Genomic DNA, 19,678 nt, shown 5'->3' on the forward strand with positions numbered 1-19,678 from the left:
GGCGCCTGGATAAACGGGGCAAACGAACGGGCCACAACGATCGGCAACAAGACTAACGCGTCAAGCCTCGGCGAGTTCGCAGAACACTTCGGCGCAGATCATCGCGGAAGCGTTCGAAGGCGCGGGCCGTTCGGCCGGCTTGAACACCGCGTCGCCGCGGCGAATCTTGCGCCGCGTCACCGCGCACGTGCCGGACGTATGCGCGGATCTGCGCCGCCACCGTTGCTCGCCATAATGACATCGCCCCGGTTCGACCCAACGGATCACCACCGTCGTGTCGGAGCGCTCGAGAATCTCGATGCGTACGCCATTGGTACCGTCAAGGGGGATGGACTCCAGGGTCATCATCATCGGCTCCGTATTGTGGTGTGCCGAATGTAGTCCCGTGGGCGTGCGATAGCCATTGTGCCGCCGTTGAAACACTGTTCTCCAAACAGCAACAATGAAACTTGACATTCCGGCTGTCTCGAAATGGCGGGGCTTCGCGAGGGATATCCAATATGAATTTCGGATAGGGCGATTTTTTGCAACGCAGTGTTGTTCCCCGTGAGACGAAAACGCCCGCCTGTAAAGGGCTGCGGCGCTTCCTTTAAGATGTGGTTTAGCGATGAGCGACCGCGCGACGCCAGTGTAATGGGTTTGTATTTTTCCGGTCGGCTCGCGCACACCCGCCGCATAACCACCGAGCCCACATGATTTCACGCCCACCTGTCCGGCCGTCCGTTTCTCCCGAAGCGCCGCAAACGCCTGGATCGCCTGGATCGCCCGACTCGCAGTCGCCGCCTGCTGGTGTGAAAAAGCAGAAGCCGGCCTCACTCGTGCTTTATGTCGGACTCGTGCTGCTGGCGTTGTGGGTCGTGCGCGATTTCATCGCGGTGGTCGCGTGGGCCGGCGTGATTGCGATCGCGCTGTGGCCGTTGTTGCGCAAGGTCGAGGGCAGCCGCTGGTTCACCGGCCGCACGACGCTGATCGCCGCGGCGCTGACGCTCGCGATCGCATTGCTGGTGGTGTTGCCGATCGGCATCGGCATCGCCCAGGCGTTGCGCGAGGCGCACGACGTCAACGAGTGGTTCAGGTCCGCGCAGGAAAACGGCATTGCGATGCCGGATTTCATTCAGCGTCTGCCGTTCGGCGTGCACCCGATATCGGCATGGTGGCAGGCCAATCTGGCTCAACCGCTGCGCGACTCCGCGGCGATGAGGGGTCTGCACAGCACCACGGTGATGACGCTGGGCCGCCATTTCGGCGCACGCGCGGTGCACGCGGTGATGGTGTTCGCGTTCATGCTGGTCACGCTGTTCGTGATTTTTCAGGCGGGGCCGCGCTTGTCGGGCTCGTTGATCAAAGGCGTGCGGCGCGCTTTCGGCGACGACGGCGCGCTGCTCGTGCAACGCATGGCCGCGGCGGTGCGCGGCACGGTGTCGGGATTGGTGGTGGTCGGACTGGGCGAGGGCGCGTTGCTGGGCGTCGCCTATTTCGTCACGGGCTTGCCGCATGTCGCGTTGCTCGCGCTCGTCACCGCGATCGCCGCGATGTTGCCGTTCTGCGCGCCCATCACCTTTGGGCTCGCGGCCTTGTGGCTGTTTTCACAAGGCTCGGTGGCCGGGGCGGTCGGGCTGGTGGTGTTCGGGTCCGTCGTGGTGTTCGTCGCGGAGCATTTCGTGCGGCCGGTGCTGATCGGCAATTCGACGCGCCTGCCGTTCCTGCTGGTGCTGTTCGGCATTCTCGGCGGCGCGGAGACGTTCGGTTTGCTCGGGCTGTTCATCGGGCCCGCGCTCATGACCGTGCTGATGGTGTTGTGGACCGAGTTCGTGCAATAGCCAGCGCGCCGATTTCAGGCGCTGGTTTTGGGCACGAAACGGAAAAGAGCGGGAACAGGGCGCGAGGCTCGCGCGTGATCAGGGCCGCTGATTCGACGGATGGTCGTCCGCGGGCGGTTTCACGCAGCCGAGCGTGTATTTCAGCGCGGCCGGCAGCAGCGCGCGCCACACATCCCATGTGTGCCCGCCGTCGATGATGCGCAGCGCCGCCGGATTGCCCGCCATCCGAAGGTGCGTGTACAGCGATGAAGCCTCGGCCTGGATCGTGAGGTCGTCGTCGCCGGCGGCGATGAACATCGGCACGCGATACGGCCCGCTCAGGTAGCGCTCCCATTGCGCCGGATAATTGAGTTCATGCCACACCCGCGGATCGAACTGCCGCTCGCCGAACACGCCGACGCGGCGCGCGGCCGAACCGCGCGGCGGCTCGTTCGCATAGATCGCGGGGCTGAGCAGCAGCGCGCCGCAAAAGCGCTCGGGTTGCGTCATCGCGTAGCGCAACGCGCCGAAGCCGCCCATCGATACGCCGCCTATCATCCGTGCGCCACGCTGTGTGGAGACCGCGTAGTGCGTTTCGATCTCGGGCAGCAGATCGTCGAAGAACGCGGTCTCCATCTTCTCCTTGCGGTCGACGTACCAGTCCGTGCCGCCTTGCGGCATCACGATCGCCACCGGCGGCATGTCCTTGTGCTCGATCAGCGTGTCCGCGGTGGTTTGCAGGCGGCCTTGCGTGATCCAGTCGTTGGCGTCGCCGTTGTTGCCGTGCAGGAGGTAGAGCACCGGGATACGGGCGGCGTCTGCGCGATAGCCGGTAGGCAGATAGATGGTGTAAGCCCAGTCCCGGCCGAGCGCGCTGGAGTGGAAGCTTCGGCTGACGACGGTGCTGGCGAGAGCCGTCGGCGCGCCGGCGGCGGCGCACAGCACGAGGAGTGCGGAATGTAGGAATGCGCGCATGTCAGAGTAGGAGGCCGCCGCGCAAGTCGCGCGCGGCCGTCATGCTATCACTGTCGCCCAGCCGGGCAGCGCTCAGGGTGCGATGCCCAGGCGCATGCTGACAAGACGGGCGGCGAAGCGCTTGAGCGGTTCGGTCGCCAGGGCAACCGCGAACAGCGCGCCAAGCGCGCAGGCGTCCGCGATCAGGCCGAGCGGGTAGTTCAGATAGCCGTCGGTCGCCGCATACAGCACCGAATCGACCACCAGCGAGATCACGGCGCCGGCGACAAAGCACAGCAGCCCCTTGCGGCCGATCACGCCAACCCACGGCCACCATTGAGCGAGTTTCCTCGCCCAGCCCAACTGGATCAGATTCGCGACCAGCCACGCGATCGCGAGGAAATTGACCGCGCGCAGATAGGAGAGATTCTGCTTGAAGCTGGCATCGAGCGGCTCGCGCTCGATAAAGAGCTTGTAGTAAGCGGCGGCCATCACGACGGCGAACGCCAGCACGCTGACGAGCCAGCCCAGGCGGTGCTCGCTCATCCGCTGATAGACCGGCTGGCAGCGCGCCAGCACGCCGAGCACGAACAGCAGTTGCCAGGCGAACGGGTTGAAATCCCAGTGCATGTCGGGTGCGGCGGGCAGATAAGCGCCGATGGCGGGCGCGCCCGCCCACAGCGCGACGCTGCCGGCCAGCAGCAGCCAGGGCTTGCTGCGCGCGAGCGGCAGGATCATGGGAACCAGCAGCGCGAAGAACGCATACATCGGCAGCACGGAAGCCAGATAGGGTTGGCGCCGGAACAGCAGGATGTCGCGCAGCGCGGCGGCGGGGGCGTCCATCAGATCGTCGAGATCGGTGGTGGCGAGATTCGGTCCGTCGATGCTGAACGCGCTCAGCACCGCGCTGACCAGCAGCATCAACCCGGCGGTGACGAGAAATGCGCGATAGATTTCGAGCGCGCGGCGCAGGAAGCGGCTGCGTGCGGTGGCCTCGTTGCGCCGCGCGGCGAGTGCGGCGTAGGCCGTGGCGGTGGCGAAGCCGCCGAGGAACACGAAGATTTCGGCGGCGTCGCACAACGCGTAGGCGTGCAGCGTGATGCGCGACAGGATACTGCCGCCGATGTGGTCGACGACGATGATCAGAAGGACCAGTCCACGGAAGAAATCAAGCTCGATCAAGCGGGATTGCGACTTTTGCATTATTTGGCGCCAAAAGCAGCCCCGTGCGACGGCGCGCTAGTCCAGCGCGGCAGGCGTCTCACAAGGCTTTTTGAAATTGGATTGAGTGGTGCGGCGGATGCGTGACCCGCGTCGCCGCTTTCAACCGGCCGGCTCGGCCAGGTCGGTTGCAAGGGCTTTGAAGTGACCCGTTCGGCGGCGCCGGAGTTCCGCTGCGGCGCCGCAAAGACCGTGGATTATATTGCTTTCTGACAAATACGACGGAGCCGCGCCGCGTCCGGGGTCATGAGGTGCCGCCTGGCCCCGCCGTCTACTCCAATACTCGCGATGAAAAAAGCGGCCGTCGCACGCAGTGGAGATTTAGCAACGTTTTGAGATGCGGGAGCGACAGCCGATGGACGGCCGGCTAAAGGCGTGTGACGATTTCCCGAAAACGCCGGGTCCAGGAAATCCTGGGAAAGCGTGGCGAGGCGTTAAAACATAAGCGGTCGGGTCGAGGTTTCCCATTCCTCGTGTGCTGGGAGATATTCATGAACAAGCAAGTGTTCGCGCTGGCTGTCTCCACCGCTGTGTCCGCCACTTTCGCCGCGTCGGCGTCGGCTCAGACGAGCGTCACGCTGTACGGCGTTCTCGACGAAGGCATCAATTACACCAACAATGCCGGCCGCGGGCACGTCTACGAGCTCACGAGCGGCTACGCGCAAGGCAGCCGCTGGGGCCTGAAAGGCGCCGAGGAACTGGGCGGCGGCCTGAAAGCGATCTTCCAGCTGGAAAACGGTTTCGACGTGAGTTCGGGGCGGCTCAATCAAGGTGGCCGGATGTTCGGCCGCCAGGCCTTCGTCGGCTTGAGCGCCGAGCGCTACGGCGCATTGATGTTCGGCCGCCAGTACGATTCGGTGGTCGATTATCTGGCTCAGACCACGGCCAACGGCAGTTGGGCCGGCCTGCTGTTCTCGCACCCCTACGACAACGACAACACCGATAACTCGTTTCGCCTCGACAACACGGTCAAGTACACCAGTCCGTCGATTTCCGGCTTCCAGTTCGGCGGCACCTACAGCTTCAGCAACGACACGAACTTCGCGAACAACCGCGCGTACAGTGTCGGCGGCCAGTACGCGTATGGCGGCCTGCTCGTGACGGCCGCCTGGATGCAGGCCAACCATCCCGGCAACGGCGCGAACGGCGCGATCACGGCGAACGACGCCAGTTTCATCGCGGCGCGCATGCGAGTGTTCGGCGGCGGCATCACCTATACGTTCGGCCCGGCCACGGCGGGCTTCGTCTACACCAACTCGAAATATCTCGACCCAACCGGCAACGGCTACCTCGGCGTGACGCCGCTCGCACCGCCGGGCGTCCTGCTGAACTCGCTGAAGTATCAGAACTTCGAGGTGAACGGCAAGTATCAGATCTCGCCGATGCTGTTCGTCGGCGCGCAGTACGTGTACACGATGGAAAACTACGACGCCTCGAACGGCGGCGTGAAGCCGAAGATTCACTCGTTCGGCTTGATGGCGGACTACAACCTGTCCAAACGGACCGACGTCTACATTCAGGGCGAGTATCAGCAGGTGACCGGCGACCCCACCTATTCGATCCTGGATGACGCCTTCACGCCCGGCACCCAGGCGCCGTCGTCCACGTCGAGGCAGGTCGTGGTGCGGGCGGCGATCCGGCATAAGTTTTAGTGGCGCTGCGGCTGGCCGTTTCGCTGGGCCGCTTTGTTTGCGCGCTTGACCTGGCGGCTTGACTTCGCTGCTTCATTCGGCCGCTCTCATTCGGCCGCTCTCATTCGGCCGTTCGCTGCGTCGTTTCACTTCGCGGTTTGGCGCGTCCGTTTTCTTGCAGGCGCGGTGGCGGCCGGCGTGGTGGCGGCGATCAGTTGCGCGATCCAGTCGACGAAAATCCGCACGCGCGGCGCCAGATGACGCCCATGCGGAAACACCACCGACACCGGCAGCGGCGGCGCCTTCCAGTCCTTCAGCACTTCGACGAGTTCGCCGCTTTCGAGGAGCGGCGCCTCGCCCTTGCCGATCGGCCCCTGCATCAAGCCGAGACCCGCGAGGCAGCAGCCGATATAGGCATGCGCGCTATTGACGGAGACGGCGCTGCGCATCACCAGCGTCTTGAGCTCGCCGTGCTCCTCGTATTCCCAATCGAGATCGCGCCCGGTGCGGCTGGAAAAGAAACCGACGGCGAGATGATCGGGCAGGTCGGCCGGCGTGCGCGGCAAGCCATGCTTTTCGATGTAGCCGCGCGAAGCGCAATTGAGCTGCTCGAACTCGCCGATGCGCCGCGCCACCAGCGTCGTGTCGCCGAGATTGCCGACGCGCACCGCGCAATCGACGCCTTCCTCGATCAGATCGATCATGCGGTCGGTCGCGCTCAGCACGACGCGAATGTCGGGGTAGCGCGCGAAAAAGGCGGGCAGCGCGGGTATCACCACGTGCAAGGCCAACCGCTCCGGCAGATCGACGCGCACCACGCCGCGCGGGCCGGCGGCGACGTCGGCGAACAGCGCTTCGGCGTCGTCGATATCGGCCAGCACCTGCATGCAGCGCTCATGATAGGCGGCGCCTTCGGGCGTGAGCGCGACGCGCCGGGTGGTGCGCTGGAGAAGCCGCACCCGCAAGTGCGTCTCGAGATACTGGATCGCGCCGCTGACGCTCGGGCGCGGCAACTGCATCTGCTCGGCGGCCTTGGTGAAACTGCGCAACTGCGCGACGCGGGCAAAGATTCTCATGGCCTGCAAGTGATCCATCGATACTGCTCTCCGTCAAATAGTCAACCGCGTTGGTTCGGGTTTTGATTGCCAATCGATGGCATGGATTGTTAGGCGCCGCCGACCAATCTGATTGACGGCCATGCCTTTATCCGCGTGTTGGCAAGGCGCAGAATGCCCTTCGAGCATGGCGAGCCGCGCACCGAACCCGGTAACCGTTCGACCGCCTCGCCACCTTCCTCAACCGGATCAACCGACCTTGGGAACGCACGCAATGAACACACGTCAACTGGGCCGCCAGGGCCCGCGAGTCTCCGCCATCGGCCTCGGCTGCATGGGCATGTCCGATCTGTACGGCCCGGCCGACCGCGACGAAAGCATCGCCACGCTTCATTCGGCGCTCGACGCCGGCATCACGCTGCTCGACACCGGCGACTTCTACGGCATGGGCCACAACGAAATGCTGATCCGCGACGCGCTGCAAGGGCGCCAGCGCGAGAACGTGGCGGTCAGCGTGAAATTCGGCGCGTTGCGCGATCCGGCGGGCAACTGGATCGGCTACGACGCCCGGCCACAGGCCGTGCGCAACTTCCTCGCCTATTCGCTGCGGCGGCTCGGCACCGACTATATCGACATTTACCGGCCGGCGCGACTCGACCCGTCCGTGCCGGTCGAGGACACCGTCGGCGCGATCGCCGATCTCGTGAAGGAAGGCTACGTGCGCCACATCGGGCTCTCGGAAGTGGGTGCGGACACGCTGCGCCGCGCGCGAGCGGTCGCGCCGATCGCGGATCTGCAAATCGAATACTCGCTGATGTCGCGCGGGATCGAAGCCGGCATCTTGCCCGTGTGCCGCGAACTCGGCATCGGGATTACCGCCTACGGTGTGCTCTCGCGTGGGTTGCTGAGCGGCAAGTGGTCGAAAGAGCGCGGCGCGCAGAAGGATTTCCGCAGCGTCAGCCCGCGGTTTCAGGGCGAGAACCTGGAGCGCAATCTCGCGCTCGTCGACACCTTGCGCACGCTTGCCGAAGCGCGCAACGCGAACCCGGCGCAACTCGCGGTGGCCTGGGCGTTGTCACGCGGCGACGACATCGTGCCGCTCGTCGGCGCGCGCCGCCGCGCGCAGTTGACCGACGCGCTCGCCGCCACGGCGTTGAAGTTGAGCGCCGACGAACTGGCGCTGATCGAAGCCGCCATTCCGCCGGAAGCCGTGGCCGGCACGCGTTATAACGAAGTGCAAATGGCGCATCTGGACAGCGAGCGCGGCGGGCATTGATCGAATAATCGATCGAGCGATCGGGTTGAAACGCGGGAATGAAAACGCGCCTTGGGAAACCGATTCCCAAGGCGCGTTTTTGTGATTAACGAATATCGGACGACGTATTCGCTTTCAGTTCATGACGTAGTGCTGAAACAGAATGCCAACGAGTATGCCGGCCGGAATGCCGAAGGTTCGGCCGCTCAGCGTGGCGCTCAAATCCTCGTCGAGTACGAAGGCTGAACGGCGCTCACGCCAAACGGTTTTAAAGGCCAGCGGCTTCGCATCCACGATGACGATGGAAAGCAGTGCGGTCAAGACGATCTGTTCCAACGCATGCAGTTTGGCGACAAAAGGAAAAAATGGAGAAAGCTCGCCTGCATTGCATAGCAGCACCATAATCACGGCGGCGACCAGGGTCCCGAAGAAAAAACCACTTACGAATCTATTTGCTGAACTGAGAGAGTCCATTTAATGCCTCAACTTAATTCGTCGCGGCTATCAAAGCTCACGAATAAAAAAATACCGGTGCTATGGGTTTGGCCTTCGCTCAATCCGCGATGTATTGACTGCATCGACGGCAAGCCTCAAAGGGACGCGTAAGAATATTTGCTTTACGTTCGTCCACATATCGTCCTATTCCTAACGCTTGCTGAGACGATTCTTAAAATAAAGCCGGTGAAATAGGCGGCGAGAGGGCATCTGCCAGTGCCCGGACAGCGACGACCATCGTCGCGACGAACGGAGCGCGATGGCAATTCAAGTTCTGGCGGCATCCTGCCGTTAACCCGTTGGTCTTCGTCCGTCCGTCGGGGGCTAGTCGCTTCCGCTTAGGCGGCGCCACGCGCAACGGGATGTGCAACCGGGCGCGCAACTTTGTATCAGAGTGTGTGGGACGACGCTTTTTGTTTAAAACGCGTCTTACAATTCCGCTTGATTTTTAATCAGCCATCCGGTCCTGTTCGCGGAAGATCAGCGGGTTCGCGTCCGCATGGACGCGCGGCGAGCGCGCGGAAGATTGGATGGCTTCGGCAGGTTACGGATAAGCACCGCACGAGGCGGCTTGCCCGTCTCGCGGAGAAAGCCGGCGCGGCGTGAGTACGCGCGCATCACGCGAGACGGCGGCATTCCGCCCGCCAATGAATTCAGCAGGAGAGTCGAACATGGTAGGAAAGCGTTTCGACCGAACAATGATGGCCGGTCTGGCCGGCGTGTGGGTCGCGCTGGCTCTCAACGGTTGCGCGAATGTCGGGCAGCAGGACGCGCAGACAGGCACGGCACCGAGCGCGGCGGCGGCGTCCGGCGTCCAGGTGGCCGCAACGCCCACGCCGGATGCGGCGGCGAGCATGCCGGCCAACAAGATCAACGCCGCCGACCAGGGCACGCCGTTGAAGGCGCCGCCGCTGGTGTATCGCGTCAAACGCGGCGACACGCTCGCGCGCATCGCGCAGCAGCATCATTGCAGCGTCAGGCAGTTGCAGACGTGGAACGGTTTGAAGGCGTCGTCGCGTTTGAAGTCGGGGCAGGTGCTGCGCGTCGCGTCGCCGGAAACGGTGCGGGCGGTGAATGCAGCCAACGCGGCCGCGGCTTCCGCGAAGACTTCGTCCGCGCCGGCAGCGCCGCTTGCGGGGCAGCCATCGTCGGCGTCGACCACCGCCGCGCAGTCCACGGCGCAATCAGCCGCACTGAGCGCCGAGGAGGCGCGTGAAGTCGCGCAGCAAACCACGCGGCGCGCGAACGGCGTTTCGCTGGCGTGGCCCGCGGGCGGACGCGTCGTCGAAAGTTTCCAGCCGGGGGAGACGCGCGGCATCGAGATCGGCGGCAAACCGGGCGATCCGGTGCGGGCCGCGGCCGACGGCAAGGTGATGTACGCCGGCACGGGTTTGAACAGCTACGGCAGCCTCATCATCGTCCAGCACAACAAGGACTTTTTGACCGCCTACTCGCACAACCGCAAGCTGCTCGTGAAGACCGGCGACATCGTCAAGCAGGGACAGCAGATCGCCGAGATGGGCGACGAAAACAACTCACGCGTTTCCGTGGGTTTCGAATTGCGGCGCGACGGCAAGCCGATCGATCCGATGCCTTATCTGCCGCAAGGCCGCGGTTAGGGGGCGAGGCGCGCGCCTTTAGCGCCGAGGCATGCGCCCCTTCAAGAGCGCCAGGCACGCACCTTCAATCCAGCCAGCGCAGCGTCGCCGCGACGATCGCTTCGGGCGCATCTTCCTGCATCAGATGGCCGGCCTTCGGCACGGTCTGAAAACGCGCCTCCGGTATGGCCGCGGCCAGTTGACGGCCGCACTCCGGCGCAATCCACTGGTCCTGTTCGCCCCACAGAATCTGCGTCGGACAGCGCATCCGCGGATAGCGCGCTTCCACTTCATCGGTATAGCGCTGGTCCATTTGCGCGATCTGCCGGTAGAACGCGGCTTGTCCCGTCGCGCCGAGCCACGGCGTCACGTAGGGCGCGAGTTCGTCATCGGGGATCTCGCGGGCGATGGCGCCGCGCACGTAGGCCTTCACCACGGCTTCATGAATATACGGCGGCAAGCCGGCGAACGCGTCGCCATGCTCGCGCACGTGCCGCACGAACGGCGAACCCCAGGGCGCAACCGCAACCGGATCGATCAGTGTGAGACTGCGATACTCGCAGCCGTCGATGAGATGCGCGCGCAATGAAGTCGCGCCGCCAAAATCATGGGCGATGACGTCCGGGCGCTTCAGTTGCCAATGCACGAGCAATTGGGCGAGCAGCACGTTCTGCACGCCGAGCGAAACGTCCTGGCCGTCGCACTGTTGCGACTGGCCGTAGCCGAGCAGGTCGTAGTAGTAAACGGTGCGGATTTGCGCGAGATGCGGCGCGATGCGATGCCATACATACGAAGAGAACGGCGTGCCGTGAACCAGCACCAGCGGCGGACCGTTGCCGGTCACGTTAAAGCGCACGGTTTGATCGCGGAACGTATAGCTTTGGGGAAGCGGCCAGTTTTGCATGATGAGCGTCGCGAGAAAGTCTGCTTGCCTTAACGGGTTGCGTGAAGCCTGATGCCCGGTGTTTCGTAGCCTGCTGTGAATCGCTCCCGGAAAACCTCACCTTTGTTTTAGTCTGCAACACCAGGCAAATTCATCGAGACGTCCGCTCGCGGACTCCTCGTCGGTCCGAACGCGGCAGCCTGCACCGCATACCTTTGCGAATCGCGCATGAATCGCCTTGAAATAAGGTGTTTTCATGTCGGCGCGATTCGGAAGACCAGGTAATCGGCTAATCGCAAGCGACTTCACCCTTCAACTCGCCGACGCCCGACCAACCGAAAGCCTGTTTTTCAACGGTGAGGAAATTCGGGAGCCGACGCTATTTCGCTGCCGCGCCGCGCAGCAGTTGCGAGACCTGGCCATGCAGATGCAGGATCGCCGGATCGGCCTGCAACAGCGGCAGATAACGCGGCAGAAAAGCATTATTCGGCTGATCGGCTGAAAAGAGACCCACGATCGCTTCGGCTGCGGCGAGCCGGTCGGCGGGCTCGGCTTCCTTGTCGTCGAGAATTTCGTCGACGTTCGCAATCAAGGTCGACAGCGGCGTGAGCCAGCGAAACCCCGAGCCGTTGATCAGCACTTGCAGGAAGGCGGCGGGTGTCACCGGGCCGAATTCCTTTTCATACGATGCGCGCTCGTGATCGAGAATGGATTTATGCAGCGCCAATAGCGGTCTGCGAATCTCCGAGAGGAATTGAGTGCATTGCTGGTCGTTCATCGTGCGGCTCCTTCGGATGGTCAGGCAGTCAGACGGTAAGGCCGGTTCGAGTCGGGCGAGCTCAATCAAGCGATGGTAACGCATTGATCCGGATGTCGTTCGTTCCGTGCCAGGCGCGCCGGCAGCGGCTCTCCTGTTGCGTCAGCGCGCCAGGGGTCGCGGCGAAATTCTTTGTGCGCGACTACAATTTGCCGGACTGTTGCGCCGCATTCACGCCGCGCATCATCTTCGATTCAACTGCACGTCGGCCTCATCGCGTATTAGCAGCGCTTACCGAATAAACGCGGCAAGCTTTCCTGCTTTGGTTCGACGTCCCGTCTAAACAGACTGACAAACAATAATCCCCACTCGGAGCCGCCCATGACCACGTTCAACATCAACGGCCAAACCCATACCGTCGATGCACCGCCCGACATGCCCCTGTTGTGGGTCTTACGCGACCTCGTCGGCTTGACCGGCACGAAGTTCGGCTGCGGCATCGCGCAATGCGGCGCGTGCACCGTGCATCTCGACGGCGTCGCGGTGCGCTCGTGCGTGTTGCCCGCGGCGGCGGTCGGCGACAGGAAGATCACCACGATCGAAGCGGTCGGCAGCACGCCGGCCGGACAGAAGGTGCAGCAGGCATGGCGTCAACTGGACGTCGTGCAGTGCGGCTACTGCCAGTCGGGCCAGGTGATGTCGGCCGCCTCGCTGCTCGCGAGCAACGCCAATCCCACCGATGCGGACATCGACGCCGCGATGGCCGGCAACATCTGCCGCTGCGGCACGTACAACCGCATCCGCGCGGCGATCAAGCAAGCCGCGAAGGGAGTCTGATATGTCCCAGGGATTGCTCGATGCACACAACGGCGCACACCACGGCGCGCAGCCGTCCGACAGCGGCAAGGGCCGCGTCAGCCGCCGCACGTTTCTCAAGTTCGGCGTGACGGTGGGCGCGGCGGCCGGCGGCGGCTTGCTGCTCGGCTTCAGCATGCCGGCCGCGAGCCAGGATCAGAAGGCCGGCAAATCGGTGATCGGCGGCGACGCCGACGAGGCGCCGCAAAACGGCGTGTTCGCGCCGAACGCGTTCATTCAGATCGACACCACGGGCAAGGTCACGCTCGTGATTCCGAAGGTGGAGATGGGGCAGGGCGTCTATACGTCGATCCCGATGCTGATCGCCGAAGAACTCGAAGTGCCGCTGGATTCAGTCACGCTCGACCACGCGCCGCCGAACGAAAAACTCTTCACGGACCCGCTGCTCGGCGGCCAGCTCACCGGCGGTTCCACGTCGATCCGCTATGCGTGGGAGCCGATGCGCCGCGCCGGCGCGACGGCGCGCGTGGCGCTGGTCAACGCGGCCGCGCAGCAATGGCAGGTCGATCCGTCAACCTGTCATGCGCAAGCCGGCCAGGTGATTCATGCGGCCAGCAAGCGCAGCATCGGCTATGGACAACTGGCGGACGCGGCGGCCAAACTGCCCGCGCCGGAAAACGTCAAGCTGAAAGACCCGAAGGATTTCAAGCTGATCGGCACCGCCGTCAAGCGCCTCGACTCGCCGGAGAAGGTGGACGGCACCGCCGTGTTCGGCCTCGACGTGCGCGTACCCGGCATGGTCTACGCGGCCATCGCCAATTGCCCGGTGTTCGGCGGCACGCTCGCGAGCGTGGACGACACCCACGCGAAGAAGATCCCGGGCGTGCGCCAGGTGGTCAAGATCGACAACGCGGTCGCCGTGATCGCCGACCACACGTGGGCCGCGAAACGCGGCGTGCAGGCGCTCGACATCAAGTGGAACGAAGGCGCGGGCGCGAATCTTTCGATGAAGCAGATCGTCGACGATCTCGCCAACGCCGCGCAGCGCAACGGCGCGGTCGCGCGCAAGGAAGGCGACGTCGGCAACGCCTTTTCGAATGCCAAGACGCGCGTGGATGCCGTCTATCAGCAGCCGTTCCTCGCGCACGCCACGATGGAGCCGATCAATTGCACCGTGCACGTGCGCCCCGACGCCTGCGACGTCTGGATCGGCTCGCAAGTGCCGACGCGCGCGCGGGACGCCGCGATGAAAGAGACCGGCTTGCCCGCCGACAAGATCGTCGTGCATAACCATCTGATCGGCGGCGGCTTCGGGCGGCGGTTGGAATTCGACATGGTCACGCAGGCGGTCAAGGTCGCCAAACAGGTGTCCGCGCCGGTCAAGGTGCTGTGGACGCGCGAGGAGGACATTCAGCACGACATGTACCGGCCGTACTACTACGACAAGCTTTCCGCCGGGCTCGATGCGAACGGCAAGCCGGTGGCGTGGCAGCATCGGATTGTCGGCTCGTCGATCCTGGCGCGTTTCGCGCCGCCCGCGTTCAAGAACGGCATCGATCCCGACGCGGTGGAGGTTGCCGCGGACCTGCCGTACGACTTGCCGAATCAACTGGTCGACTACGTGCGCCAGGAGCCGCATGCGGTCCCCACCGCGTTCTGGCGCGGCGTGGGACCGACGCGCGGCACCTTCGTGGTGGAGAGTTTCATCGACGAACTCGCCGCGCAGGCCAAGGTCGATCCGGTCAAATATCGCCAGGATCTGCTGGGCAAGACGCCGCGCGCGCTGAACGTGCTCAACACCGCCGCGCAGGCGGCGAACTGGGGCAGCGCGGTGCCGAAGGGGCAAGGGCGCGGCGTCTCGGTGATGCACGCGTTCGGCAGTTTCTTTGCGATCATCGTCGACGTGGCGGTGGACCAGGGCGAGGTCGCGGTCAAGCGCGTGGTGTGCGCGGTCGACTGCGGCATGGTCGTGAATCCGAACACGATCGAAGCGCAAGTGCAGGGCGGCATCATCTTCGGCATCACGGCCGCGCTCTACAGCGAGATCACGATCAAGAACGGCCGCGTCGAGCAGAACAACTTCACCGACTACCGGATGCTGCGCATCGATCAGACGCCGCCCATCGACGTGCATATCGTGAAGAGCAGCGAGGCGCCCGGCGGCATCGGCGAACCCGGCACCGCGGCGCTCGCGCCCGCACTGACCAACGCGATTTATGCGGCCACCGGCAAGCGGCTGCGGCAATTGCCGGTCGGCAGTCAACTGCAAACCGTCTGACCGGAGCCCGACATGAAAAACACACTGAAGGGTTTCGGCGCGGCGCTGTGCGTCGCGCTGCCGTTCGTCACGCAAGCGCCGGCGCAGGCCGCCGATCAAACGCTGGTGCAGCGCGGCGCGTATCTGGCGAAGGTCGGCGATTGCGCCGCCTGCCATACAGCGCCGCGCGGCAAGCCGTTCGCGGGCGGCCTGCCGATGAGCACGCCGATGGGCCACATCTACACCACCAACATCACGCCCGACCGGCAAACCGGCATCGGCGGCTATACCGAGGAGGACTTTGCCCGCGCGATGCGTGAAGGCGTCGCGAGAGACGGCCACAACCTGTATCCGGCGATGCCGTATCCGTCGTATGCGAAGGTCAACAACGACGACATGAAAGCGCTGTACGCGTATTTCATGAGCGGCGTCGCGCCGGTGCAGCAGGCCAACCGCGAGCCGGACATCAAGTGGCCGTTGAACATGCGCTGGCCGTTGAAGCTCTGGAACATGGTCTTCCTGGAGAAGGGCGTCTATCAGGACAAGCCGGGCAAGGACGTCGCCTGGAATCGCGGCGCATACCTCATTCAAGGCCTCGGGCACTGCGGCTCGTGTCATACGCCGCGCGGCATCGCGTTCCAGGAGAAGGCGCTCGATGAAAGCGGCAGCGCGTTCCTCACGGGCGGCCTGCTCGACGGCTGGTTCGCGGCGAATCTGACCGGCGCGCACAACGTCGGCCTGGGCCGCTGGAACGATCAGGATCTGCAGACCTTCCTCAAGACCGGCGCGAATCGCCACGCCTCGGCGTTCGGTTCGATGACCAGCGTGATCAACAACAGCACGCAGGCCATGAACGACACCGACATCGCGGCGATGACGACGTATCTGAAGTCGCTGCCGCCGGCGGGCGGCAACGGCGCGCCGCCTTATACGTTCGATCCGCAAGCGACGAAGGTGTCGTTGAACCGTCCCGCGAACGATGCCGGCGCGCGCGTGTACACGGCGTATTGCATGCACTGTCATGGCGTCGACGGACGCGGTTTCGCGCCGATGCTTGCGCCGTTGGCGGGCAATCCGAATGTGCTCGAAACGAATCCGTCGTCGCTGATCAACGTGACCTTGAACGGCACCGAGGATCTGGTGATCGGCGGCATTCCCGCGCCGTATCCGATGCCGAAGTACGCGCCGGTGTTGAACGACCAGCAGATCGCCGACGTGCTGAGCTTCGTGCGGGCCGGCTGGAATAACGGTGCGCCGGCGGTCAGCGCGGCGGAGGTGGCGAAGCTGCGCAAGTCGACGCAGGCGGCTCGCTAGTCATACGGGGCGGCACAAAAAAAGCGGCAACGGTTGTTGTTCACGGTTGCCGCTTTTTCATTCGCGGACGCAAGTCCAACCAAAACGCCCGGCCAAAACGCTCGCTGCGAACGCGAGCTAGCGATGCTGCCCGACCTTCTGCCGTTTCTCCAGCACACGCGCATACCACGTCAGCGGGAAGCACATCGCGAAGTAGATCATCGCGACCATGCCGTAGATCGGGAACGGACGGAACGCGGCGTTGGTGATCATCGTGCCGGTCTTGGTCAACTCGACGAAGCCGATGATCGACGCGAGCGCGGTGCTTTTCACCACCTGCACGAGAAAACCGACCGTCGGCGCGACGGCGATTTTCAGCGCCTGCGGCCACACGATATAGCGCAGTTGCTGGCCGAACGTCATGCCGAGACTCGCGCCCGCCGCCCATTGACCGCGCGGCACGGCTTCGACGCAGCCGCGCCAGATGTCGACCAGATACGCGCTCGTGTAAAGCGTCAACGTGACGGCTGCCGCGACCCACGGCGATACTTCAACGCCCATCAACGGCAAACCGAAGAACGCGAGAAACAGTTGCATCAGCAGCGGCGTGCCCTGGAACACTTCCACGTACACGATCACGATCCGGCGCAGCCACGGCAGCGGCGAGACGCGCATCGCCAGCAAGATCAGCCCGACCATGCCGCCGCCGACAAACGCGATCAGCGACAACAGCACCGTCCAGCGGGCGGCGAGCAGCAGATTGCGGGCGATGTCCCACAGGGTGAATTCGACCATGATCAACGCTCCGTGGGCAGGGTGCGCGGGGCGCGCCACATCAGGCGAGTGCGCCAGCCACGCGGCGCGCTGTCGGCGCCGCGCGCCGCGCGGCCGGCGAACAGACCGCGGCCGAAGCGGTTCAGCAATTGCCGCAACAGGATCGACATCAACAGATAAGTGGCCGTGATGATCGCGTAGCTCTCGAACGACCGGAAGTTGCGCGACTGGATGAAGTTCGCCGCATACGTGAGATCGGGCACCGAGATCTGCGAGACGACCGCCGAGCCGAGCATCACGATCAGCACCTGGCTCAGCAGCGCGGGAAACACGGCGGCGACCGCCTGCGGCAGCACCACGTAGCGGAACACTTGCCGCCCATGCAGACCGAGCGCCTGCGCCGCCTGCACCTGGCCGCGCGGAATCGAATCGATGCCGGCGCGCACGATCTCGATCGCGTACGCGCCGAGATTGACGGTCATCGCCAGAATCGCGGCCTGTATTTCGTCGATATGAATGCCGAGGCTCGGCAAGCCGAAGAAGATGAAGAACAACTGCACGATGAACGGCGTATTGCGGATCAACTCCACATAGCTCGCGATCACCCAGCGCGCCCATTTCGGCCCGGCCACCGCGACGCTCGCGCCGCCAATGCCGACGAGACCGCCCAGCACGGTGGACACGGCCGTCAGCCCCAAGGTCACGGCGACGCCGCGCGCGAGCATCCCCGCATAGAGGCCGAAGCCGCTGAAATCGAACGCATAGGTCATGGCGTGGCGCTCATCGTGAGGTCAAACTCCGGCGCGCACCGGCATGCCGGCGCGCTCAAACAAGGTTCAGAGATCGGCCGGCAGCGGCGCGCGCAACCACTTCTGCGAAATCGCGTTCATGGTGCCGTCCTTGCGGGCCTTGGCAATGGTTTCGTCGACTTTCTGCTTCAGACGCGGCTCGTTCTTGTTCAAACCCACGTGATCCGGCGAGCTGAAGAGCGAAAACTTCTGCTCGGGATCGTTCGCGGGATGACGCGCGAGAATCGTGGCGCCGACGTCGTTGCCGACGACCATCAACTGTACCTGACCAGAAAGGAACGCCGAAATTGCGCCGTTAGGATCGTCGAATCTTTTTATGATCGCCGTGGGCGGCGCGATCTTGCTGACGCTCAGGTCTTCCAGCGTGCCGCGCGCGACCGACACCGACTTGCCGGCGAGGTCGCCGGCGTTCTTGACGGGCAGCGCTTTCGGGCCGAACACGGCGAGGTAGTAGGGCGCGTAAGGCTGCGAGAAGTCGATCACCTTTTCGCGCTCCGGCGTCTGGCCCACCGAAAGCAGCATGTCGGTTTTGTGGCCGGCGAGGTAGGCCATGCGGTTGTCGCCCGTCACCGGCACCAGTTCCACTTTCACGTTGAGCGACTTGCCGATCAGATCGGCGACGTCGATGTCGTAGCCCATCGGCTTCATGTCCGGGCCGATCGAGCCGAACGGCGGATAGTCCATGAACACGCCGATGCGCACCGTGCCCGACTTCGCGATGTCGTCGAGCGCGTCGGCTCGCGCGGCGGACGAAAAGGCGCATAGCGCGCCGAGGCTCGTGAAAGCGAGGGCGGCGGCGAGCGCCGCGAACCCGCGGCGGGTGGTCGATTTCAAAACTTGCGGCTGGTGCATGGTCTTTCCTCTGTCGAGAACGGTGGTGTTGGAATGGCTTTAGGGGTTGGCTGGAATGTCGCTCGCTGTGGTCGCGCGGTTCGGTAGCTCGGCTCGGTGACTCGGCTCGGTGACTCGGCTCGGTGACTCGGTTCGGCGGTTCAGTGCGCGGCGCGAGCGGCGATCAGCTTGCAGGCGTGCGGCGGCAATTCCGCGAGCACCGGCATGCCGAGCGTGAGCCCCGGCGTTTCGCGCGGCGTGGTCGTGGCGGTCAGCGTGAAGCCGGCGCAATCGATCGTCGCTTCCAGCGAGGCCCCCACGTCACGGATAAACGTGACGGTGCCCGCGAGCCGATTCGCGCCGGCTTCGGCTGAAGCGGGTTTCACGCACACGTCCTCCGGGCGGATCAGCAGGCGGATGTCGCCGCCCGAATCCGGCACGCGCGCCGTTTGAGCGACGGCGATGCGCCGCCCGCCCGGCAGGCACACGCCGAGCGTGCCGTCGTAAGTCACCGGCAGGATATTGCCGAGGCCGATGAAGTCGGCGACGAACTCGCTGACCGGATCGCGATAGATATCGAGCGGCTTGCCCACCTGCGCGATGCGGCCTTTCTCCATCACGACGATCTCATCGGCCATCGTCATCGCTTCGCGCTGATCGTGCGTGACCATGATCGTCGTGATGCCGAGGCGCTGTTGCAGCAGGCGGATCTCGACCTGCATCGCTTCGCGCAGCTTGGCGTCGAGTGCGGAGAGCGGTTCGTCGAGCAGCAGCAGTTTCGGTTGCGAGGCGATCGCGCGCGCAATCGCCACGCGCTGGCGCTGACCGCCGGAGAGTTGCGTGACCGGCCGGTTCGCCATGTGCGGCAACTGGATCAGGTCGAGCAGTTCGGCGACGCGGCGCGCCTGTTCGTGCTTGACGGTCTTGCGCAGCTTCAGCGGATAGGCGACGTTCTGCGCGACCGTCATATGCGGGAACAGCGCGAGCGACTGGAACACCATGCCGAAGTCGCGCTGGTTCGCCGGCAGCCGCGTGATGTCGCGGCCGGCAAAGTGGATGCTGCCCGAGCTCGGCGTTTCGAGCCCGGCGATCATCCGCAGCAGCGTGGTCTTGCCGCAGCCGGACGGCCCGAGAAAGCAGACCAGCTTGCCGTCGGGCACGCTCAGATCGACGCCGTCGACGGCATGCGCCGCGTTGAAGCGCCGGGTCACGGCCTGCAAGGTGAGATGGGTCATCGAATGCTCCGGCGG

General features: G+C 64.5%; 18 protein-coding genes. 7 read left to right on the forward strand and 11 right to left on the reverse strand.

From position 1 onward, the window contains the following. Positions 1 to 60: 60 nt before the first annotated feature. The gene (locus tag ACTJLC_RS29380) at positions 61 to 345 is read right to left on the reverse strand and encodes a DUF3331 domain-containing protein (RefSeq protein ID WP_073431656.1); all 285 of its coding nucleotides are present in this window, start codon (positions 343 to 345) and stop codon (positions 61 to 63) included. A 347-nt stretch (positions 346 to 692) separates the two neighbouring features. On the opposite strand from ACTJLC_RS29380, the gene ACTJLC_RS29385 reads away from it, so the two are divergent. Further along, positions 693 to 1,820 carry an AI-2E family transporter gene (locus tag ACTJLC_RS29385; protein WP_310132777.1) on the forward strand — a complete coding sequence of 376 codons (1,128 nt, stop codon included), beginning with the start codon at positions 693 to 695 and terminating at the stop codon, positions 1,818 to 1,820. A 78-nt stretch (positions 1,821 to 1,898) separates the two neighbouring features. On the opposite strand, the gene ACTJLC_RS29390 is transcribed toward ACTJLC_RS29385, so the two are convergent. Together ACTJLC_RS29390 and ACTJLC_RS29395 are read right to left on the reverse strand one after the other, a co-directional pair. Next, positions 1,899 to 2,774, reverse strand: a complete 876-nt coding sequence (locus tag ACTJLC_RS29390) for an alpha/beta hydrolase (protein ID WP_114163602.1) — start codon at positions 2,772 to 2,774, stop codon at positions 1,899 to 1,901. 72 nt (positions 2,775 to 2,846) lie between these two features. After that, positions 2,847 to 3,956 carry an OpgC domain-containing protein gene (locus ACTJLC_RS29395; protein WP_114163601.1) on the reverse strand — a complete coding sequence of 370 codons (1,110 nt, stop codon included), beginning with the start codon at positions 3,954 to 3,956 and terminating at the stop codon, positions 2,847 to 2,849. Between the two features lie 509 nt (positions 3,957 to 4,465). On the opposite strand from ACTJLC_RS29395, the gene ACTJLC_RS29400 reads away from it, so the two are divergent. Beyond that, positions 4,466 to 5,626, forward strand: coding sequence for a porin (locus tag ACTJLC_RS29400; RefSeq protein WP_310132771.1), 1,161 nt, complete (start codon positions 4,466 to 4,468; stop codon positions 5,624 to 5,626). 125 nt (positions 5,627 to 5,751) lie between these two features. Here ACTJLC_RS29400 and ACTJLC_RS29405 read toward each other — a convergent pair whose 3' ends face one another. Beyond that, positions 5,752 to 6,699, reverse strand: a complete 948-nt coding sequence (locus ACTJLC_RS29405; protein ID WP_310132768.1) for a LysR family transcriptional regulator — start codon at positions 6,697 to 6,699, stop codon at positions 5,752 to 5,754. A gap of 235 nt (positions 6,700 to 6,934) precedes the next feature. Between ACTJLC_RS29405 and ACTJLC_RS29410 the strand changes: the two genes are divergently transcribed. Next, positions 6,935 to 7,936 (forward strand): aldo/keto reductase, encoded by a 1,002-nt coding sequence (locus tag ACTJLC_RS29410; RefSeq protein ID WP_310120228.1) that lies wholly within the window; start codon positions 6,935 to 6,937, stop codon positions 7,934 to 7,936. Positions 7,937 to 8,050: 114 nt separating this feature from the next. Here the strand turns inward: ACTJLC_RS29410 and ACTJLC_RS29415 are convergent, their stop codons facing one another. Further along, the gene (locus ACTJLC_RS29415; protein ID WP_310132765.1) at positions 8,051 to 8,389 is read right to left on the reverse strand and encodes a hypothetical protein; all 339 of its coding nucleotides are present in this window, start codon (positions 8,387 to 8,389) and stop codon (positions 8,051 to 8,053) included. A gap of 692 nt (positions 8,390 to 9,081) precedes the next feature. Between ACTJLC_RS29415 and ACTJLC_RS29420 the strand changes: the two genes are divergently transcribed. Continuing rightward, positions 9,082 to 10,029 (forward strand): peptidoglycan DD-metalloendopeptidase family protein, encoded by a 948-nt coding sequence (locus ACTJLC_RS29420; RefSeq protein ID WP_310132761.1) that lies wholly within the window; start codon positions 9,082 to 9,084, stop codon positions 10,027 to 10,029. A 64-nt stretch (positions 10,030 to 10,093) separates the two neighbouring features. Here ACTJLC_RS29420 and ACTJLC_RS29425 read toward each other — a convergent pair whose 3' ends face one another. Together ACTJLC_RS29425 and ACTJLC_RS29430 are read right to left on the reverse strand one after the other, a co-directional pair. Continuing rightward, on the reverse strand, positions 10,094 to 10,912 hold the full coding sequence (locus tag ACTJLC_RS29425; RefSeq protein ID WP_310132759.1) for an alpha/beta fold hydrolase: 819 nt from the start codon (positions 10,910 to 10,912) through the stop codon (positions 10,094 to 10,096). Between the two features lie 358 nt (positions 10,913 to 11,270). After that, the gene (locus ACTJLC_RS29430) at positions 11,271 to 11,669 is read right to left on the reverse strand and encodes a hypothetical protein (protein WP_073431631.1); all 399 of its coding nucleotides are present in this window, start codon (positions 11,667 to 11,669) and stop codon (positions 11,271 to 11,273) included. Positions 11,670 to 12,029: 360 nt separating this feature from the next. Between ACTJLC_RS29430 and ACTJLC_RS29435 the strand changes: the two genes are divergently transcribed. Genes ACTJLC_RS29435 through ACTJLC_RS29445 form a run of 3 tightly spaced genes read left to right on the forward strand, consistent with a single transcriptional unit; the run spans position 12,030 to position 16,035 of the window. Beyond that, positions 12,030 to 12,485, forward strand: a complete 456-nt coding sequence (locus ACTJLC_RS29435; protein ID WP_114164649.1) for a (2Fe-2S)-binding protein — start codon at positions 12,030 to 12,032, stop codon at positions 12,483 to 12,485. A gap of 1 nt (position 12,486) precedes the next feature. Beyond that, the gene (locus ACTJLC_RS29440; RefSeq protein ID WP_310132753.1) at positions 12,487 to 14,742 is read left to right on the forward strand and encodes a xanthine dehydrogenase family protein molybdopterin-binding subunit; all 2,256 of its coding nucleotides are present in this window, start codon (positions 12,487 to 12,489) and stop codon (positions 14,740 to 14,742) included. 12 nt (positions 14,743 to 14,754) lie between these two features. Then, complete coding sequence (locus ACTJLC_RS29445) at positions 14,755 to 16,035, forward strand: c-type cytochrome (RefSeq protein ID WP_310132750.1); 1,281 nt, start codon at positions 14,755 to 14,757, stop codon at positions 16,033 to 16,035. A 117-nt stretch (positions 16,036 to 16,152) separates the two neighbouring features. Here the strand turns inward: ACTJLC_RS29445 and ACTJLC_RS29450 are convergent, their stop codons facing one another. The 4 genes from ACTJLC_RS29450 to ACTJLC_RS29465 all read right to left on the reverse strand — a co-directional run bounded on the left by ACTJLC_RS29450 (position 16,153) and on the right by ACTJLC_RS29465 (position 19,663). Beyond that, positions 16,153 to 16,809, reverse strand: a complete 657-nt coding sequence (locus ACTJLC_RS29450; RefSeq protein ID WP_114164646.1) for an amino acid ABC transporter permease — start codon at positions 16,807 to 16,809, stop codon at positions 16,153 to 16,155. A gap of 2 nt (positions 16,810 to 16,811) precedes the next feature. Continuing rightward, on the reverse strand, positions 16,812 to 17,558 hold the full coding sequence (locus ACTJLC_RS29455) for an amino acid ABC transporter permease (RefSeq protein ID WP_073431626.1): 747 nt from the start codon (positions 17,556 to 17,558) through the stop codon (positions 16,812 to 16,814). A 66-nt stretch (positions 17,559 to 17,624) separates the two neighbouring features. Then, entirely contained in the window at positions 17,625 to 18,449 is an 825-nt protein-coding gene (locus ACTJLC_RS29460) for a transporter substrate-binding domain-containing protein (protein ID WP_154873556.1), read from the reverse strand. A 140-nt stretch (positions 18,450 to 18,589) separates the two neighbouring features. Continuing rightward, on the reverse strand, positions 18,590 to 19,663 hold the full coding sequence (locus ACTJLC_RS29465; RefSeq protein ID WP_154873557.1) for an ABC transporter ATP-binding protein: 1,074 nt from the start codon (positions 19,661 to 19,663) through the stop codon (positions 18,590 to 18,592). Between the last annotated feature and the right edge of the window lie 15 nt (positions 19,664 to 19,678).

Origin of the sequence: Paraburkholderia sp. 22099, from assembly GCF_052045835.1 — a bacterium.
GTDB lineage: Bacteria > Pseudomonadota > Gammaproteobacteria > Burkholderiales > Burkholderiaceae > Paraburkholderia > Paraburkholderia terricola.

Bases quoted from the DNA above. Each gene is read 5' to 3' on its own strand.
- ACTJLC_RS29385 (WP_310132777.1), top strand. From the start codon at position 693: ATGATTTCACGCCCACCTGTCCGGCCGTCCGTTTCTCCCGAAGCGCCG.
- ACTJLC_RS29395 (WP_114163601.1), bottom strand. From the start codon at position 3,956: ATGCAAAAGTCGCAATCCCGCTTGATCGAGCTTGATTTCTTCCGTGGA.
- ACTJLC_RS29440 (WP_310132753.1), top strand. From the start codon at position 12,487: ATGTCCCAGGGATTGCTCGATGCACACAACGGCGCACACCACGGCGCG.
- ACTJLC_RS29390 (WP_114163602.1), bottom strand. From the start codon at position 2,774: ATGCGCGCATTCCTACATTCCGCACTCCTCGTGCTGTGCGCCGCCGCC.
- ACTJLC_RS29380 (WP_073431656.1), bottom strand. From the start codon at position 345: ATGACCCTGGAGTCCATCCCCCTTGACGGTACCAATGGCGTACGCATC.
- ACTJLC_RS29420 (WP_310132761.1), top strand. From the start codon at position 9,082: ATGGTAGGAAAGCGTTTCGACCGAACAATGATGGCCGGTCTGGCCGGC.
- ACTJLC_RS29400 (WP_310132771.1), top strand. From the start codon at position 4,466: ATGAACAAGCAAGTGTTCGCGCTGGCTGTCTCCACCGCTGTGTCCGCC.
- ACTJLC_RS29410 (WP_310120228.1), top strand. From the start codon at position 6,935: ATGAACACACGTCAACTGGGCCGCCAGGGCCCGCGAGTCTCCGCCATC.
- ACTJLC_RS29465 (WP_154873557.1), bottom strand. From the start codon at position 19,663: ATGACCCATCTCACCTTGCAGGCCGTGACCCGGCGCTTCAACGCGGCG.
- ACTJLC_RS29425 (WP_310132759.1), bottom strand. From the start codon at position 10,912: ATGCAAAACTGGCCGCTTCCCCAAAGCTATACGTTCCGCGATCAAACC.
- ACTJLC_RS29415 (WP_310132765.1), bottom strand. From the start codon at position 8,389: ATGGACTCTCTCAGTTCAGCAAATAGATTCGTAAGTGGTTTTTTCTTC.
- ACTJLC_RS29435 (WP_114164649.1), top strand. From the start codon at position 12,030: ATGACCACGTTCAACATCAACGGCCAAACCCATACCGTCGATGCACCG.
- ACTJLC_RS29460 (WP_154873556.1), bottom strand. From the start codon at position 18,449: ATGCACCAGCCGCAAGTTTTGAAATCGACCACCCGCCGCGGGTTCGCG.
- ACTJLC_RS29445 (WP_310132750.1), top strand. From the start codon at position 14,755: ATGAAAAACACACTGAAGGGTTTCGGCGCGGCGCTGTGCGTCGCGCTG.
- ACTJLC_RS29430 (WP_073431631.1), bottom strand. From the start codon at position 11,669: ATGAACGACCAGCAATGCACTCAATTCCTCTCGGAGATTCGCAGACCG.
- ACTJLC_RS29455 (WP_073431626.1), bottom strand. From the start codon at position 17,558: ATGACCTATGCGTTCGATTTCAGCGGCTTCGGCCTCTATGCGGGGATG.
- ACTJLC_RS29450 (WP_114164646.1), bottom strand. From the start codon at position 16,809: ATGGTCGAATTCACCCTGTGGGACATCGCCCGCAATCTGCTGCTCGCC.
- ACTJLC_RS29405 (WP_310132768.1), bottom strand. From the start codon at position 6,699: ATGGATCACTTGCAGGCCATGAGAATCTTTGCCCGCGTCGCGCAGTTG.